This window comes from Acidocella aquatica, assembly GCF_030160635.1.
GTDB lineage: Bacteria > Pseudomonadota > Alphaproteobacteria > Acetobacterales > Acetobacteraceae > Acidocella > Acidocella aquatica.
In genome coordinates, this window is record NZ_BSOS01000004.1 from 1 (window position 1) to 15379 (window position 15379).

A 15379-nucleotide genomic window follows, 5' to 3' on the forward strand; every position below is an offset into this window, starting at 1 on the left:
GTGCCTCAAGCGCGCCTATGGTCTGACGCGCTGCACCTGGCGCGGGCTCGACCACTTCAAGTCCTATGTCTGGTCGTCGGTCGTCGCCAACAATCTCGCGCTCTTCGCCCGCCTCAAAAGGGCCTAGCCAAAAATCAGCCGCGTCGATCGCATGACCGGCGTCCGCCGGGCGATCCCTCTTGCCCGCATTCCAGGCAAATACACCGTTCTCCCTACAATCCCGGCTGTCGCGTCACAATATCGCCCGGCCAAGCCCAAAATCGACAATCGAAGTCGATCCAAATTGCGCGCAAAGGCACCGTCGACGCCAAAAACACCGTGTATATGGCCGGACACTAGGCTACTGGCCGCATAGCCAGACATCATCAACCGGCGGGATTCTATCTTAACTCCGGCCAGTTCCTGTCCAAGCTTTTGGGACCACCTCACTCGTCGTAAGCGGTACGTCCGTCATGTGTCCTTTATGGTTTCCGTCCCCTCATTCGCTGAGCGCCCGATCGCGGCGGCAATCGGACTGAACGGAGGCTCCATGTTGAGTGTGTGTCTCAAGGGAGAGTTCGACGAACGAAACCGTGCCCGGGATAACAGAGCCTCCAGCGGGCGCTTTATCCTTCACATCCAAATCAGGACGGACTACATTGTGGGCATGGAAGACGAATCCCTAGCGGTCCCGCCAATCCACATCGACGATCTGATGACCTCACTTGCCCGGAGCAAGGATCAGGCTGCGCGTGATGAAGGCCGGTCCGGTGGAGATATCCTGGCCGAAGCCAGGGCTATGCTGTCAGGCAACAACAATCTTAAGCCAAAACCGCTCGAAAAGCTGACTATTTCCACAAATAATGCCTGAACTGAAGCTAACCGAAGATGCCGAGCGCCAGTTCTGGTCGCTTGAGCTGAATTATACGCTCAAAGGCTATGATCTGGCTCTGCTGCGGCTATTCGCCGCAGTCGACTTTGCCATAGAACCAGCAAACCTCAGTCGGCACCTTTTCGTTCCAGCACCCCGGCCGGCACCTGAACTGGCCACACTTGGCCAACGCTGGATGCTGCACAATAGGTATCGGTTCGCGTACAGCTCTGAGCAGCCACCGATGATCACCGCGATCATTTACGCTAACCTCGATATCATGAGGCACACCAACCACCTGTTGCCGCGAGTCTGACTAACCACTTATCCTTTTTTGCGACTCGGAAAAGCCCCCATTAGGCGCAACGAAAAGTTATCCACATTTCCCCTGGGACTCTACATGGGCGGACAAAATGCTGGGAGTTTTCCCCTAAATATACCGGGACTTTATATAGGTACCGAGGGACTTTATGTTGACCGACTCGCACTAGAATCGCGTTATACAGGGACTCTACCTTTACATACTAATACTAGAATCAAATACTTCTTCAAATAGTTCCTCAACATAAAGTCCCTGTTGCACTCTCAGCAACTTTTGTGGTGTGGATGAAGAAGAAAAAGGCTCATGGAGAAAGTGCTTGGGTGAGGTTCACCAACTAATCTCGACCTACGGTGCAGCGGAAGCCAAAAAGATGGCTGACAGCAAGCTCGAACGTCAGTGTTTTGAAGCTGCAGAAGCAGTCATGGGAGATGACCGCTTCGACCTCAATGTGCTGCACAGTGGTTTCGCCATGACGGGGCTTCCCCACAAATCCATCAAAGATCTGGTTTGGGAACGCGCCGGTGGCCAAGACAACGAGGTGACCCTGCTGATCGAAAGCGGACACTGGCAGGATAAGCGGCCGGTTGGCATTCCGTACGGCAGCATCGCCCGCCTAATTTTGATTTACCTTTCCAGCGAGGCAATCGCCAATAACTCTCAAGTCGTAGAGCTCGGCACCAACATGAAGTCCTTTCTTGGGCGCATGGGGATCTCGCCGGGCGGAAAAAGCCGGCAGATCGTGAAGGATCAAAGCCAACGTCTGTCGATGTGCAACCTAACTTTTTTCACGAAGCGGAACCGTGGAACGCTCGTCAATAAGGGGCAATTCGTCAAAAACGCATTCATCCCCGATGCGGAAACCGACAATCAACCAAGTTTCTGGCAACCCACGGTCGAGTTGGACGACGCTTTCTTTCAATCGCTCAAAGACCACCCTCTCCCCCTTCGTGAGGCGGCAATTCGGCAGCTGTCCGGACGGTCGATGGCGTTGGATCTCTACGTCTTCCTGAGCTACCGCCTGCACGTCCTTACCAAGCCAACCCCGGTCTCCTGGGCGGCCCTTTATCAGCAATTCGGCGCGGGTTTCGCCAAGCAATGGGTATTTGTGCAGGGCATTAAGGCTCCGTTGAACCTGGCTCTGGCGGCCTACCCAGAGGCCAATGTCGATATCACGGAGAAGGGGCTGATCCTTCATCCCAGCGAGAGCCCTGTGCCTAAAGTGCACCCGCGGGCAGGCCGCTTAAAGCTTACGAGCCTCTAGTTTCTGATCGGCTGAAGTTGACGCGCATCGCGCGCTAACCGGCTGCATGAATCAGCTTCTCATCAAAGCGTTAGAGCCTTCAGGTTCGCGCCCTTGCGTATATCGCGCTCTTACACCAAACCAACGAGATCAGCCCACATAGAGTCCCCCTCCAAACCGTGGAGAGGAAGCCAACCACATAATTTCCCCCTATCACGACCCAACGAGTTGAGGGGCTCGCGTCGCTGATCTGCCTCGAAGAGTTAGAGTCGGCGGTTATCACACTGGGATTAAACAATAAGTTCGGGATTGAGGGACTTTATATGGGCCAGCCCTCGAAAATGCCGACCTGAACAATTTCTTTTCCGTCCGAGTCGCGCAGATTTGGCTGTTTTTTTCGTATTTCGACGCCAGAAAGGTTGATAAGGGAGCCTAAAAGGGACTCTATGTGGGCCTTGAGTAAGAAAACCAAGGAGTCGCGCCGACATGGGGGACTCTATATGGCTGGGTGCGCTAGACGTCACGAACCAAACCAGTGACCTCGCCATCGCCAATCTGCGTTTGCGCATTTGGGCCCAGTTAGCCGGTCGGCGCCGGAATGGCCAAAATTTGGAACGTCTGATGAACACGGCCTCCGCAATTGATTGTTGCGTTGAATAGTGGGAGGTTCTGCTCGTTGGGAGAAAGAGCTGTGGTTGGTAGTGGCGAGACAGATCTGGCGGCATCATGGAGCCTCAGCTTTGAGGATGGAACGATGTTGGCGGCCAAGCTGCCGTCCGTGCGGCTGGGATTTGCGGTCCAGCTCATGATGTATCGGCGCATTGGTCGCTTTGTCCTGCATGCGGAAGCGCTTTCGGGTGACGCGATTGCCTATCTGGCCGAGCAGACTGAGACCAAGGTTGCGGATCTGGCTGATTATGACTGGCTCGGTCGGTCGGGCCGTCGTCATCGTGCCGAGATCCTGGATCATCTTGGTTTTCGTCGCGCTGCAAGGCAGGATCTGCGTGATGCTACTGCCTGGGCCAGAGCCGAACTCTGCCCGCTTGGGCTATCGATTGCCGATATGGAGGAGCGGCTGCTGCTCTGGTTCGTCAATCTGCGGGTTGTCGCTCCTGTCGGAGAGACGCTCGTTTCCTTGATCGCCACTGCCCGGCGCACCTTCGAGGACCATTTGCTGGGGGCGATCACCGCCTCGCTTTCCGCGGAGCATCGACGCCAGCTCGACGCAGCACTGGCCGATGATGATAGCGTGACCGGCTTTTCCAGCTTGAAGGCTGACCCGGGCCAGCCCAATCTCGACAATATTCTACTCATGGCGCGGCGGCTTTCCTTCGTGAAGGGACTGTCTCTGCCATCCTCGGCCATGCCGGATGGAGGTGATCCGGTCAGACGTGTGCTCCGGCGCCGCGTCGCGAACGAGACGGCCTGGCGAATGCGGCAGCATCCTGATGGTCGCCGCCACGCCTTATGCGCGCTCTTCCTGGTCCACCGCGAACGCGAGCTCACTGATGGGCTGGTCGATCTGCTCGTCGAGGTCGTTCATAAGGTTGGCAGACAAGCCAAAAACCGTGTGATCAAGACTCTCGCTGGCGAGATCGAGCGGGTCCATGGCAAAGAAGGGTTGTTGGTCAAGATTGCCGAGGCCGCCTGCCTACAGCCTGAAGGCATGGTGCGCGACGTTGTGTTTCCGGCAGCTGGCGGCGCGAACGTGTTGGCGGCGATCGTGCGCGAACATAAAGCGTCAGGCGGTTTCGAGAGACGGATCCACGGGGTGCTCCGTGCCTCGTACCTGCGCCATTATCGCCGGATGCTGCCCGCCGTGCTGGGGGTGCTGGAATTCCGGTCTAACAATGCGGTGCACCGCCCGGTGCTCGACGCGATCGATTGGCTGCGCCGCACCGGCGATGACAACCGCCGGATCATTCGCCCTGAAGATGGCGTGCCGCTCGACGGCGTGGTCCCGTCCAAATGGCGTGACCTGATCCTGGAGAAAGACCCGGCAGGTGGCTTGCGGGTCAACCGCGTCAATTACGAGATCTGCGTGTTGAGGGCGCTTCGCGAGCGCCTGCGTTGCAAAGAAATCTGGGTGGTGGGCGCGGATCGTTACCGCAACCCCGATGACGATCTGCCGCAGGATTTCGAGGCTCGGCGCGCCGACTATTATCGAGAGCTCGGCCGCGGCCAGGACGCCAGTGCCGTCGTCGCCGGCCTTCGCGCCCAAATGTCCGAGGCTTTGCGGACGCTGAACACAAAGATCCCCCGCAATCCCAAGGTCAGAATTCTGGGACGCGGCAAGAAGCGTATCTCGATCACGCCCTTCGAACCCCTCGCCGCGGCTCCGAACTTGGAGGCGATCAAGGCAGAACTCGAGCGGCGCTGGCCAATGACGGACCTGATCGACGTATTGATGGAGACTGCCCGGCAAACGGGCTTTCTCGACGAATTTAGTACCTCGGGGGATCGCGTCGTTCTGGACGCCGACACGCTGCGTCAGCGCCTGGTGCTATGCCTGTACGGTCTGGGCACCAATGCCGGTCTTAAGCGGGTCAGCGCGGGCACCGATGATGCGAGCTATGCGGAACTGCTGCATGTCCGTCGCCGTTTCATCCACAAGGAAGCCCTCCGCAGCGCGACGGCGCTGGTGACCAATGCGATCCTGGCGATGCGCGACGAGCGCATCTGGGGTGAGGCGGGCTCCGCCTGCGCATCTGATTCGACCAAGATCGGGGCTTGGGACCAGAACCTGATGGCCGAATGGCATGTCCGCTATCAGGGGCGCGGGGTCATGATCTACTGGCACATGGAGCGCCAGGCGACATGTATCTATTCACAACTTAAGCGCTGCTCCTCATCCGAGGTCAGCGCTATGATCGAGGGCGTGCTGCGCCACTGTACCGACATGGATATCCAGCGCCACTACGTCGATAGTCATGGTCAGAGCGAGGTCGCATTCGCCTTCTGCCACCTGCTCGGCTTCGAACTCTCGCCACGACTGAAGGGGATCGCGCGGCAGAAGCTCTACCTGCCGGAAGCGGAGATGCGCGGCTTGCTCGGCAACCTGGAACCGATCCTGACGCGGGTAATCGATTGGGCGCTCATCGAACGCCAGTATGACGAGATGATCAAATATACCGCCGCCTTGCGGTATCGTACGGCGGACCCGGAAGCGATCCTGCGCCGCTTCGCGGGGGCCGCGGTCCAGCACCCGACTTATGCCGCGCTGGCCGAACTCGGCAAGGTCATCAAGACGATCTTTCTGTGTCGTTACATCGGTTCGGAAGATCTGCGCCGCGAAATCAACGCCGGCCTCAACGTAGTCGAGAACTGGAACGGCACGCATAGCTTCATCTTTTTCGGCAAGGGCGGTGAAGTGGCCAGCAACCGCCTGGAGGACCAGGAGCTCTCGGTACTGGCGCTTCATCTGCTGCAAAATTGTCTGGTCTATGTGAACACGCTGATGCTGCAGCGGGTGTTGACCGAACCAGCGTGGCTGAAGCGAATGACGGCGGAGGACCATCGTGGCCTGACGCCCGCTATTCACGCCCACATCAATCCCTATGGCCGCTTCGATGCCGACTTCAGCCGGCGTATCGACCTTGACCTGCCGATGGCCGCATGACGAAGAAAACTTCCCCACTTCCGGGGCGCGCGCAAACGATCGTTTGTGCGCCATCCCAACCGCCCCAAGAAAAACAAGGCGATAGCCGTCGCATAAAGCTGTTGCCAAATATAACCCAAAAGCAACAGAAAAATGCAGCATCTCCCACGCTGCTCGGCTATGCGCGCGTGTCCAAAGCTGAAGACCAGGATCCCGCTCCCCAGATCGAGGCCCTCGAAGCCGCCGGCTGCAAGCGCGTCTACGACGAACGCGTCTCAGGCGGCTGCTGGGATCGTCCGGAACTCCATCGCCTACTCGACCGGCTCGGCCCCGGCGATGTCCTCACCGTCTGGAAACTCGACCGGCTGTCGCGCTCTCTCAAGGATCTGCTGCTCATCCTCGACAAGGTCGAGAAGGCCGGCGCCGGATTCCGATCGCTCACTGAAAACATAGACAGCACCACAGCTTCTGGCCGCATGATGATGCAGATGCTCGGCGCCTTCGCCGAATTCGAACGCGCCATGGTGCGCGAACGGACCCAGGCCGGCTTGCGCTCAGCACGAGCCCAGGGCCGTCGCGGCGGACGCCAACCAAAGCTCTCACCGCAGCAACAAGCCGAAGTGCGCGCCATGCTAATGGCAGGCCGCTCAGCCGCGGATGTCGCCCGGCTCTTCCGCGTTCATCGCGCAACAATCAGTCGTATCGTCAGCAATGCTGCCGTCGCCGCCCCGTGATCATCCAATAATGTTCACCAGACGTTCCAAATTGTGGCCATTCCGGCGTCGACCGGCTAACTGGGCCATTTGAGCTGAATGTAGGTCCAGATCATTTCTGGGGTGGTCGTGGTGCATCCAGCGGTCACGGATTAACCATAGCCCCCTGCCCTGCCCCGCCCGGTCCCACCTAGAATTTTATCCTCACAAAATTCTGTAATTATGAAATTACTTGGTCTGCTTCTTAATCCAACCGTCCAAGTGGCTCTGTACAAGGCCGGATAGATCTCTGCCGTCATCCGCATCTCGCAGCATGTCGATGGCTTTGCGCTGGGTTTCACGGCGTAGAAGGACGGAAAATTGTTTCCTGACAGAGTCCGATTTTTGTTCCCTTCTGCGAAAAAAGGGGCATTCCGTTACTTTGGGCCCCTACGCTTTGTCACCAGGGCTTTCAACGTTCCCCGGAAACATTTCAACGTGCTTTGGATGTGTCAGTTTGTGGGTTAATCATAGACATTCGGCCACGGATTCTAAAAGATACTGGGTACTATATCAGTACCCAGTATCTTTTAGATATCCGCTATCTCTAGCGCCCCTGCTGTTGATGCAGTTTAAGAAGATACTCGATGAAATCTTCAGTCGTTCTTTTCTTGTCTCCCCGAATGTAATCGATCAAAGCAGATTGGAAAGCGTCGCGCACCGATGGGGACAATTTTACGTTCATTTGTGCGACCCGATCTGTTCGCCTCAATGATCGGCCATCAATTTTAACGGGATCGGCCCGGGTCGAGAAACCCGCTTCACGTGCATCAGCAACGGCAGCTCTGGTCGTGATCTGGTCGATCTTCGCCCGCGGTGGCGCGGCTTCAATGGCAGCACCAAAGTCGATCTTGACGCCGGCCCTTGGTTGGACAGTGGGTTTCGCGTGATCAGGCATTTGCCCCCTCCCCTACCAGGTTCGCCTCAGTGACGAGACAGTCGCGAATTTCGGTAGCGAACTCTTCGGCATTGAGAATGGCAGCGTCGGGATTCCGGACGTCTGCCTGGGTCAAATCGTAAAAACTTCCCCCAAGTCTAAACGGTGCTTTAAAGGCTGCGCGATCCACCATAGCCGTTCTGAGCATCGGAATGCCCTGGTCACGGAGCTGCGCGGAGATATCACGCATGCCTTTATCCATGATTGCTGGCGAAGTTTGAGAAAAGAAAACGCGATAAGGAATACGCCGCCGAAAAACTATCTCCTGGCGCTTAATGAGTTTGATAACGGCAGCAGCCTCATCCGCGTCAAGCTGCGAGCCCTTCATGGGGATCAGCGCAAGATCAGCACGACCGAGCCCAACCGAGACTTCGATGTTTTTAGACCCCTCAAGGTCGACCACGGTGAACGGGTCACTTGACGCATCGATAATCTCGGCGGCCTCTGAGCCCAGACCGGCTTTGATCGTCAGGCCTTGCGGAATACCATCAGGAAATCGTTCGGCCCAGCGGACAAGCGGTGCGTTGGGGTCAGCATCGACGAGGGTTGTCTTGGCGCCGTGATGCGCAAGGACAAAGGCGAGCGACAAAGCCGAAGTGGTCTTACCCACCCCTCCTTTGCTGGAGGCAAACACAATAACCGGCATATTAAGCTCCCTGGGATTCCTGAGAATAGCATCGCCCTCGCGACGCCTAGTAACCAACAGATATCCGGTATCCACTAAGAAGCGAGTACCTTGAGAGTATCGGATATCCACGGGGTATCGAGTAGTCAAGTGGTACCAGATACCCTCCGGATACTCAATACTGCTGGGGTACTGAATATCTAAGAACTAACTTGAGGGTAGTGAGTAGCTATACGATACCGGGTATCTGTGTGGTATCTTTATTGTAACCCGTAGCTATCCGATATCTGTGAGATATCCTGGTGCGTACTCAACTGGGGCAAGGATACATCTGGGTTTTCGGTAAGATTTCAACCCTATCGAAAAAGAACCGCAACATAGCCGCAACCGGCAGCATAAACTAAAGCGAGCTGCGGGACTAAACATGTAAGAGACGGACCCCGGGGCTTTGTTCCGAAGATACTCGATACCTTAGAGATACCCGATATCCTTATGGCCACCCAATTGTAATTCCATCCAATATCGTCATTTCTCATTTTTTGACCGAAAAACCGCAGCTAATAACAATCGACAGCACGTTCTGGCGCACAAAAAGCGCACACGGCGCGCCCTCATGGGCACGTTCGGATCGACTTTACGTCCGGCCCCAACTTGTCAAAAAGCCTGGGCATAATTTGCCGGCTTTCGCACGCTGTGAATTTCAAACTGGGTTTCCGGGGGAGGGGAGGGGGCGCCGTGATTTGATGGCTGAGGTAAATCCCACACGTGGGCGCTGTTGGGCGGTACTGCCCGCCCGCAGGCCGGCAAGAACGGTCACAACGGGAACTGCCTTGTCTAGTCAGGTTTGATGTGTTAATGGTGCAATGCGGCATGAGCTTGCTCTGCTGCATTTTTGGACGCTTCCTCCCTAAACTTGGCGGCGCTGCGGCGGCGCCTTCTTTTTGCCTGACAACGGGTCAAGGTCGTCGATCGGCTTTGGCGAGAGCAATGAGTCTTAAATAAAATCAATTGGTTAACCTTTTTCAGGTGCAATGAGTTCGGGAAGATTTTCGGCAGTTCGACCAAGCAGGCAACATTACTCCTTGCCACCTACGGCAATTAATATTACCTAATTAGGTAATATCGTATGGAATAGCGATGCTATGGACATTACCAAAGACATTCAACCAATGACCACATTCCGCAACCATTCGGCGGAAATTATGCAGCATCTCAAGGAAACCAAACGTCCGGTTATCCTGACGGTAAACGGAAAAGCTGCTGCGGTTGTGCAGGACGCCGAAGCCTATCAGCATTTACTTGACCTTGCAGCGCAAGCGAGCGCCGCCGAGGGTATCCGGCAGGGACTTGAGGATATCAGGAGCGGCCAAAGCCGCCCGGCGCATGAGGTGCTTGACGAGATACGAGCAGAGTATGGCATATCGCGTTGAGCTGACGGCACGGGCGGGGCGAGATCTCAGGCGTATCTATCGGGATATAAACGCCGAAGATTCCGGGCAAGCGCATGTTTGGTTTAATGGCTTGGAAGCTGTCATTTTAAGCCTCGATGAACACCCGGGGAGAGGTGCTGTGATACCGGAGGATCGTGATCTCCGGCAGCTGCTATATGGCGAAAAACCTCACATCTACCGAATTATCTATGCGATTGACGAGCGCGGTCAGATTGTCAGGGTGCTCCATATTCGCCATGGCGCGCGCCAATCCTTTGTGCCTGTCGGTGCTCAATAAGCGCTTATTTCGCCGGTTAACGCCTCCTCGAGCATGATGGTGAGGGCCTCGGCGGAGAGTTCGCGCAGGGCGAGGGCGAGCAGGGCGGCCCAGCGGGGTACGGCGGCGCGGCCGCGGCACCAGTTGTTGACCTGCCGGGCGGTGACGCCGGCCAGACGGGCGAAAGCGGCCTGGCTGACGTCGGCTGCGGCCAGGATGGCGGTGAATTCAGTGTGCTGGAGCGTGCGCATGGGTCTTTATATAGAATTCACTTCCATTTAGAAACCCATCCGAACGCCTAGATTTTGTCGGAAGGGCAATCTATGCGTGATAATCCCCCTTATCACGTGCTATGGACTTTTGCCCAATTTGGCTGGAATCGTGCGAGGGCTATCCTGAGCCTCCCGCTCGCCTTAGCGCCTTCGATGGGATATAATGCTTTGATGACCGGTCACAGGCGAACCCGTTCCGAACTGCTAGAGGTGCTGCGCGCGCACGAGGCGGAGCTGCGGGCGGATGGCGTCGAGACGATGACCTTGTTTGGCTCAATGGCTCGCGACGATGCGACCGCTGGCTCGGACGTGGATTTGGCGGTGCGTCCCGGAAAGGGATTTTCTGCCGGCGGCTTTGATCATTTTGGTCGCTTGGAGGCGCTGCGCGGTCGTTTGCGCGCTTTGCTTGGCTGCGAGGTCGATCTGGTCGAGGAGACGGCTCTGCGGCCGCGGCTCAGGCAAGTGATCGAACGGGAAGGTTTGCGTGCCTTCTAGCCGGCCAGATATCCGCTTTCTGGACATCCTGGATAATATCAGGCTGATTCAGAGCTATGTTGAAGGCATGGATCGCGTTGCGTTTGACGCGGATAGCCGCACCCGCGACGCGGTTGAACGCTGTCTCGAGCGCCTCAGCGAGGCGGCGACCAAGCTTGGTCAGCAGGCTGAGCAACTGGCGCCGGGCATGCCATGGCGGGCGGTCAGGGCTTTTGGCAACGTCCTGCGTCATGCCTACGATCAGGTTGACCCCGCAAGGATCTGGGAAATCGTGACCGGCGATCTGCCGCTGATGGCGGATGCGGCCGAAGCGGCGCTGCTGCGGCTCGACAAGGGTCAAATTTCACCAAAATAGGTAGTTTCAGCAAACGGTGAAGCGGCCTGGCTGACGTCTGCTGAGGCCGGGATGGCGAGGAATTCGCCGTGCTAGGGCGTCTGTAGGGGGCTCCATATAGAACTGACTTCTAGCGTAAGGCAGCTCTTGTCGACTTCCTTCGAAAACTGCACGGCCTCTCCAGGAAAATCAATCGGTTAGCCCTTTGTAAGTGCGCGGGCATTGTGCGCTGCGAAGTGCACTCTGTACGTGATTGACGCCTAAAAACTGCACTATGTATTCGGGAGTCTGGGTAGGGCAGGGGGCCATAACATCTTCTCTGCGTTCGTCACCAGCGTCTCCGGGGAGTGTTGTTGGAGCACAACGGCCAGCAGCGTCGCCCAGAGCGGGACCCGGGCGCGATCCCGGCACCAGTTGTTAACCTGCCGCGGGCTGACGCCGGCCAGGCGGGCGAAAGCGGCCTGGCTGACATCTGCGCTGGCCAAGAGCGCGGCAAATTGGGCGCCTGAAGCCTGAAACATGGCTCTTTATATAGAACTCAGTTCCATAAAGGAAGCGATTTTGCCCCAACCTTGGAAATCCTGACACGCGATAACTGTGGGTTATCACGTCCTATGGACTTTTGCCTTAATTGAGGGCAGAGTCAGCCAGTCTCAATAGGTTGCGCGTGATGACATGACCCAAGCCGAACCGCTGATCACTGCAGCGCCAGCCGCCACGGCGCTCAAATTGGCCCCAGGAAGGGAAGGGGAGGGCGCAGCTGTCACTGGCGCCATGCCAGCTGGGTCGCCCGCCGCGCAAGCGGCACTGGCCGCCGCGATCGATTTCGCCGGCCAGGCGCTAAGTCCGGCCACGCTGCGCGCCTACCGATCCGACTGGGCGCATTTCTGTGCCTGGTGCCGCGACGCCGGCTGGCCGGCGTTGCCCGCGGCGCCGGAGACGGTCGCGGCATATCTGGCATCCCTCTTCGTCAGTCATGCCCGTAGCGCGCTGGTCCGCCGGCTTGCCGCGATGAGCCGCGCGCACCGTCTCGCCGGCGCCGACTGGCCGGGCGCACATCCCAAGGTCCGCAATACGCTGCAGGGTATCCGGCGCAATCATAGTCGCGTGCCGCGCCAAGCTGCGGCCCTCACCACGCCGGAAGTTCGGGAGTTGCTGGCAGCCTGTGATTATGGTCCCGTCGGTTTGCGCGACCGGGCGCTGCTGCTGATCGGCTATGCCGGCGCGCTGCGACGTTCGGAGCTTGTCGCGATCGAGCGCGAACACGTCAATTTTGACCATGATGGGCTGCGTCTGACGATTCCCCGCGCCAAGGGGGATCAAACGCGCAAGGGTGCCACGATCGGCATTCCGCGCGGGGAGGCGCTGGATACCTGTCCCGTCCGCGCCCTTGAAGCCTGGTTGAGAATTTCCGATTGCCAACGTGGCCCGGTATTCCGGTCGATTGACCGGCATGGGCGGATTGGCCTGCAAGCGCTGCACGCCGATGCCGTGCGGCAAATTCTCACCAAGCGCGCGGCCATTGCCGGGCTGGTGATGCCCAATGGCGAGCGGCTCAGCCCGCACGGATTGCGCGCCGGGTTTATTACGCAAGCCTATGTCAATGGCGCGCGTGACGAAGAGATTATGGACCATACAAGACAAAAAGACCTGCGTACGATGCGCGGGTATGTGCGCCGGGCCAAACTCGTCACCGGCAGTCCCGCCAGGCTACTGGGTCTCTGAGCGATGGCAACTCAGATTTCCGATCAACGTTCGGGGAGAGCCAGGAGGGGCCGGCGGAAAGGAAAACCCGCTGGCACCAACCGATCCTTGCCGGTGCCAGAAAAGCCAATGGGCCGACCGCAACGCCTCGGGCATTTGCGCAAAGCCAACGGCCATCAGGAGTTTGCCCCGCGCGACGCCGCGCCAGCGGCACCGGCTTTGCCAACAAACCTGCCCCAGCACGGGCCATCCAACACGCCCGGATCGCTTGCCCCCGGCGGGCTTGCCGCCACAGAAATTCTCTGCCTGCCAAGTCCGGATTGGCTGGCACATCGCTTGACGATTACCGGGCCGCGGGACGCAGTGGCGGCGTTTCGGCAAGCGGCTGCCGGGACCGGCAGGATACCCTGGCAGATGGATTACGGTCGCGTGGAAGAAGATTGGAGCCATAAATTACTCGCCCCCTCGCCCTCTGCCGATGGCGCAACATTCCGCCCTGCGGGCATTTCAGCGCAAGGCGCGCGCACGGCCGCGCGGCAGATGCGAACAGCACTGGAATTACTGGAAGCCCGCATGCAGACCATCGAGGCGCAGCGGCTTTGCCCGCTTGATCTGCATGCGCTGGCGCCTGTGCCGCAGAAAATCCTGGCGCTCGGGCCGGATCACCCGGAGAGTCTGGCTTGGCTATGGGCGAACTGGGGTACGACCTGGCCCGTGCGCCATGTCGAGGAAATTACAGACCAGGAGTCTCCTGGTTCATCCGCAGAAGGGCAGGCTTCATTGGCTCTGCGCTTTGTAGCTGCCGACTGGACGCCGTGGCGCATCATAGCCGCGGTGCGCGAGCGGTGGCCCGAGCTGGAATTCTCGCTCGCTGTGCTGCCGCTCGTGGAATAGATCGTCCGGTTCGTTCATCAGGCAAGCCAATAAGTGCCGACGTTGCCAGCCTCACCCCGGATCGGGCATCGCAGCCCCTTGTCTTCGACACTCGCGTTGCGGGTTTTGATGACCAAATCATAGGAGATACCCTTCGCCAGCCAGCTCAGCGGTCTGATGTGCTCATGGCGTAACGGTTCACCGAACCATTTCAAGAAATCACGCGGCTTTAGCTCCGGAATATAGCGGACCTTCACGGGCATCACACCGCCGGGCATTGGCCGGCGGATCGCCAGCAACGTGTCGATATGCACTTTGCGCTCTGCCTGTGGGATGCAGGTGCCAAGATACAGCAGCATCGCGTCTACCCTCTCCTGCTGACGTTTGAGATTGGCAGCCTTGACGATTTTGGCATTGCAAAACTTTTCGCCGCACGTCGCGCAATGCGGTTGCCGCGTCGCCCTCCGCTGCGCCATGAGGTCAATCGGTGCGGCGCAATTTTCACAAGCGTTATGTAGCAGACAGCCATGGTCGGTGCAGACGAGACTCAAATTGAACCGCCAATGACGCCGAAAATAGGGAGTCTGGTCGGCGCGAAGGCAGAGAGGACAGTAAAAGAGGCAACAAAGGCGCTTGTTGCGATAGGCGCCGCCATTGCGCAACGACAAAAATCTGCCGTCTTGTAGCAGCATCGACTCAACGGCCGCGGAATGGGCATCGTCTTCCGCTTCAAATGCTGGATTTATTGCGCCGGCCGCCAGATGTTTGGTGGGTTGGCCTGTTCGCTGAGAAAGGCGATCAAGGGTCGCCCGCGCGATGTCGCGGTCGATATCGGTTAGGCGCAGGCCCGGGACATTACGCACGAATTTTTCGGGTGCCACCCTGCTGGCGACGGACAAGCGCCATAGCCAAGAGCTGAACAGCTCGCCTGGCAGGCGTTTAGGCCGGTATGGCCATAGGCTCGGCTGGTGTAGCGCTCCGAGCCGCTCGCTCGCCAGGCGTCTCGAGTCCGCGCCCAGAACGGCATGTTGCGCCGGCGGCAAAGTGGCGCCAGCCATTTGGCCGAACCAAGCCACGAGGTTGCCTTGCAGCGCGGCGATGGGATCCAGTCCCGAAGCGGCGGCACGCGTGAGATATGTCAGAATCTGTAGCTTGGCTTCAGGATCATGCGTGGGGAGCCAAGCAGCCGCGTTTTGCTCCAGGCCGAGAATGTCCGAGCGGCGGGAGGCCTCGGCACCCATCACAAATCCCATCGGTTTGCCAGGGCTTCGACAGCGGCCTGGCGCAGCACGCCAGCGGTGGCGCCGATCAGGCCCTCGGCCTGGACCATAATTCGTTCTGCCAGGGCGGGCTCGGTCAGATTTGATTTCTGCCGCAATGGCAGGCACTGCTCAAACGTGGCGAGGAGCCTTGCGTATTCCACATTCTCGAACCGCCAGCGTGGTATGTTAGCGGCGCTCGGGAATCGCGTTTAAATGGTGCTGTTCTGATTTCGTTGACGACGCTTTGCCTTGCCGATGCATCGAGGTGGGTGTGGCGGTTGTTCGGGCATTGGCAGGCATGATGTCTGACGGCTCTGGGCCGCTGCGCTAGCGCTCAGAAGGGGCGGTCGGAGGGAAGTATGTCTTGATCGCCGCTGGTGGTGGATCCTTGTTGTTCCTTGAGTAGGT

At 58.3% G+C, this 15379-nt stretch carries 16 protein-coding genes; 11 read left to right on the plus strand and 5 right to left on the minus strand.

Going from position 1 to position 15379, the window contains the following annotated elements:
• Positions 1-463: 463 nt before the first annotated feature.
• The 5 genes from QQJ84_RS00435 (at position 464) to QQJ84_RS00455 (ending at position 6744) form a co-directional block, all read left to right on the plus strand.
• Entirely contained in the window at positions 464-850 is a 387-nt protein-coding gene (locus QQJ84_RS00435; protein WP_284255907.1) for a hypothetical protein, read from the plus strand.
• On the plus strand, positions 843-1166 hold the full coding sequence (locus QQJ84_RS00440) for a hypothetical protein (RefSeq protein WP_284255908.1): 324 nt from the start codon (positions 843-845) through the stop codon (positions 1164-1166). Before QQJ84_RS00435 ends, QQJ84_RS00440 begins: the two co-directional genes overlap by 8 nt.
• 286 nt (positions 1167-1452) lie before the next feature.
• Positions 1453-2433: a replication protein RepA gene (locus QQJ84_RS00445; RefSeq protein WP_284255909.1), complete on the plus strand. Its 981-nt coding sequence runs from the start codon at positions 1453-1455 to the stop codon at positions 2431-2433.
• Between the two features lie 670 nt (positions 2434-3103).
• Positions 3104-6031 carry a Tn3 family transposase gene (locus QQJ84_RS00450; protein ID WP_284255911.1) on the plus strand — a complete coding sequence of 976 codons (2928 nt, stop codon included), beginning with the start codon at positions 3104-3106 and terminating at the stop codon, positions 6029-6031.
• The gene (locus tag QQJ84_RS00455) at positions 6028-6744 is read left to right on the plus strand and encodes a recombinase family protein (protein ID WP_284255912.1); all 717 of its coding nucleotides are present in this window, start codon (positions 6028-6030) and stop codon (positions 6742-6744) included. The genes QQJ84_RS00450 and QQJ84_RS00455 overlap by 4 nt, the downstream gene beginning before the upstream one ends.
• A gap of 565 nt (positions 6745-7309) precedes the next feature.
• On the opposite strand, the gene QQJ84_RS00460 is transcribed toward QQJ84_RS00455, so the two are convergent.
• Both QQJ84_RS00460 and QQJ84_RS00465 read right to left on the minus strand, forming a co-directional pair.
• A complete protein-coding gene (locus QQJ84_RS00460) occupies positions 7310-7660 on the minus strand; it encodes a hypothetical protein (RefSeq protein ID WP_284255913.1) in 351 nt (116 codons plus the stop codon).
• A complete protein-coding gene (locus QQJ84_RS00465) occupies positions 7653-8345 on the minus strand; it encodes a ParA family protein (RefSeq protein WP_284255914.1) in 693 nt (230 codons plus the stop codon). Before QQJ84_RS00465 ends, QQJ84_RS00460 begins: the two co-directional genes overlap by 8 nt.
• A 1121-nt stretch (positions 8346-9466) precedes the next feature.
• Between QQJ84_RS00465 and QQJ84_RS00470 the strand changes: the two genes are divergently transcribed.
• Positions 9467-9754 (plus strand): type II toxin-antitoxin system Phd/YefM family antitoxin, encoded by a 288-nt coding sequence (locus tag QQJ84_RS00470; RefSeq protein WP_284255915.1) that lies wholly within the window; start codon positions 9467-9469, stop codon positions 9752-9754.
• Positions 9738-10052, plus strand: coding sequence for a type II toxin-antitoxin system RelE/ParE family toxin (locus QQJ84_RS00475; protein ID WP_284255916.1), 315 nt, complete (start codon positions 9738-9740; stop codon positions 10050-10052). The genes QQJ84_RS00470 and QQJ84_RS00475 overlap by 17 nt, the downstream gene beginning before the upstream one ends.
• Here the strand turns inward: QQJ84_RS00475 and QQJ84_RS00480 are convergent.
• On the minus strand, positions 10046-10282 hold the full coding sequence (locus QQJ84_RS00480) for a helix-turn-helix domain-containing protein (RefSeq protein WP_284255917.1): 237 nt from the start codon (positions 10280-10282) through the stop codon (positions 10046-10048). The two genes, QQJ84_RS00475 and QQJ84_RS00480, sit on opposite strands and share 7 nt — an antisense overlap.
• A 72-nt stretch (positions 10283-10354) precedes the next feature.
• Between QQJ84_RS00480 and QQJ84_RS00485 the strand changes: the two genes are divergently transcribed.
• The 4 genes from QQJ84_RS00485 to QQJ84_RS00500 all read left to right on the plus strand — a co-directional run bounded on the left by QQJ84_RS00485 (position 10355) and on the right by QQJ84_RS00500 (position 13730).
• The gene (locus QQJ84_RS00485) at positions 10355-10798 is read left to right on the plus strand and encodes a nucleotidyltransferase family protein (RefSeq protein WP_284255918.1); all 444 of its coding nucleotides are present in this window, start codon (positions 10355-10357) and stop codon (positions 10796-10798) included.
• Positions 10788-11153 carry a HepT-like ribonuclease domain-containing protein gene (locus tag QQJ84_RS00490; protein WP_284255920.1) on the plus strand — a complete coding sequence of 122 codons (366 nt, stop codon included), beginning with the start codon at positions 10788-10790 and terminating at the stop codon, positions 11151-11153. Before QQJ84_RS00485 ends, QQJ84_RS00490 begins: the two co-directional genes overlap by 11 nt.
• A gap of 753 nt (positions 11154-11906) precedes the next feature.
• Positions 11907-12857: a tyrosine-type recombinase/integrase gene (locus QQJ84_RS00495; RefSeq protein ID WP_284255921.1), complete on the plus strand. Its 951-nt coding sequence runs from the start codon at positions 11907-11909 to the stop codon at positions 12855-12857.
• 108 nt (positions 12858-12965) lie between these two features.
• Entirely contained in the window at positions 12966-13730 is a 765-nt protein-coding gene (locus QQJ84_RS00500) for a hypothetical protein (RefSeq protein ID WP_284255922.1), read from the plus strand.
• Between the two features lie 17 nt (positions 13731-13747).
• On the opposite strand, the gene QQJ84_RS00505 is transcribed toward QQJ84_RS00500, so the two are convergent.
• On the minus strand, positions 13748-14950 hold the full coding sequence (locus QQJ84_RS00505; RefSeq protein WP_284255923.1) for a TniQ family protein: 1203 nt from the start codon (positions 14948-14950) through the stop codon (positions 13748-13750).
• The gene (locus tag QQJ84_RS00510; protein ID WP_284255924.1) at positions 14950-15132 is read right to left on the minus strand and encodes a hypothetical protein; all 183 of its coding nucleotides are present in this window, start codon (positions 15130-15132) and stop codon (positions 14950-14952) included. The genes QQJ84_RS00505 and QQJ84_RS00510 overlap by 1 nt, the downstream gene beginning before the upstream one ends.
• Positions 15133-15379 lie beyond the last annotated feature (247 nt).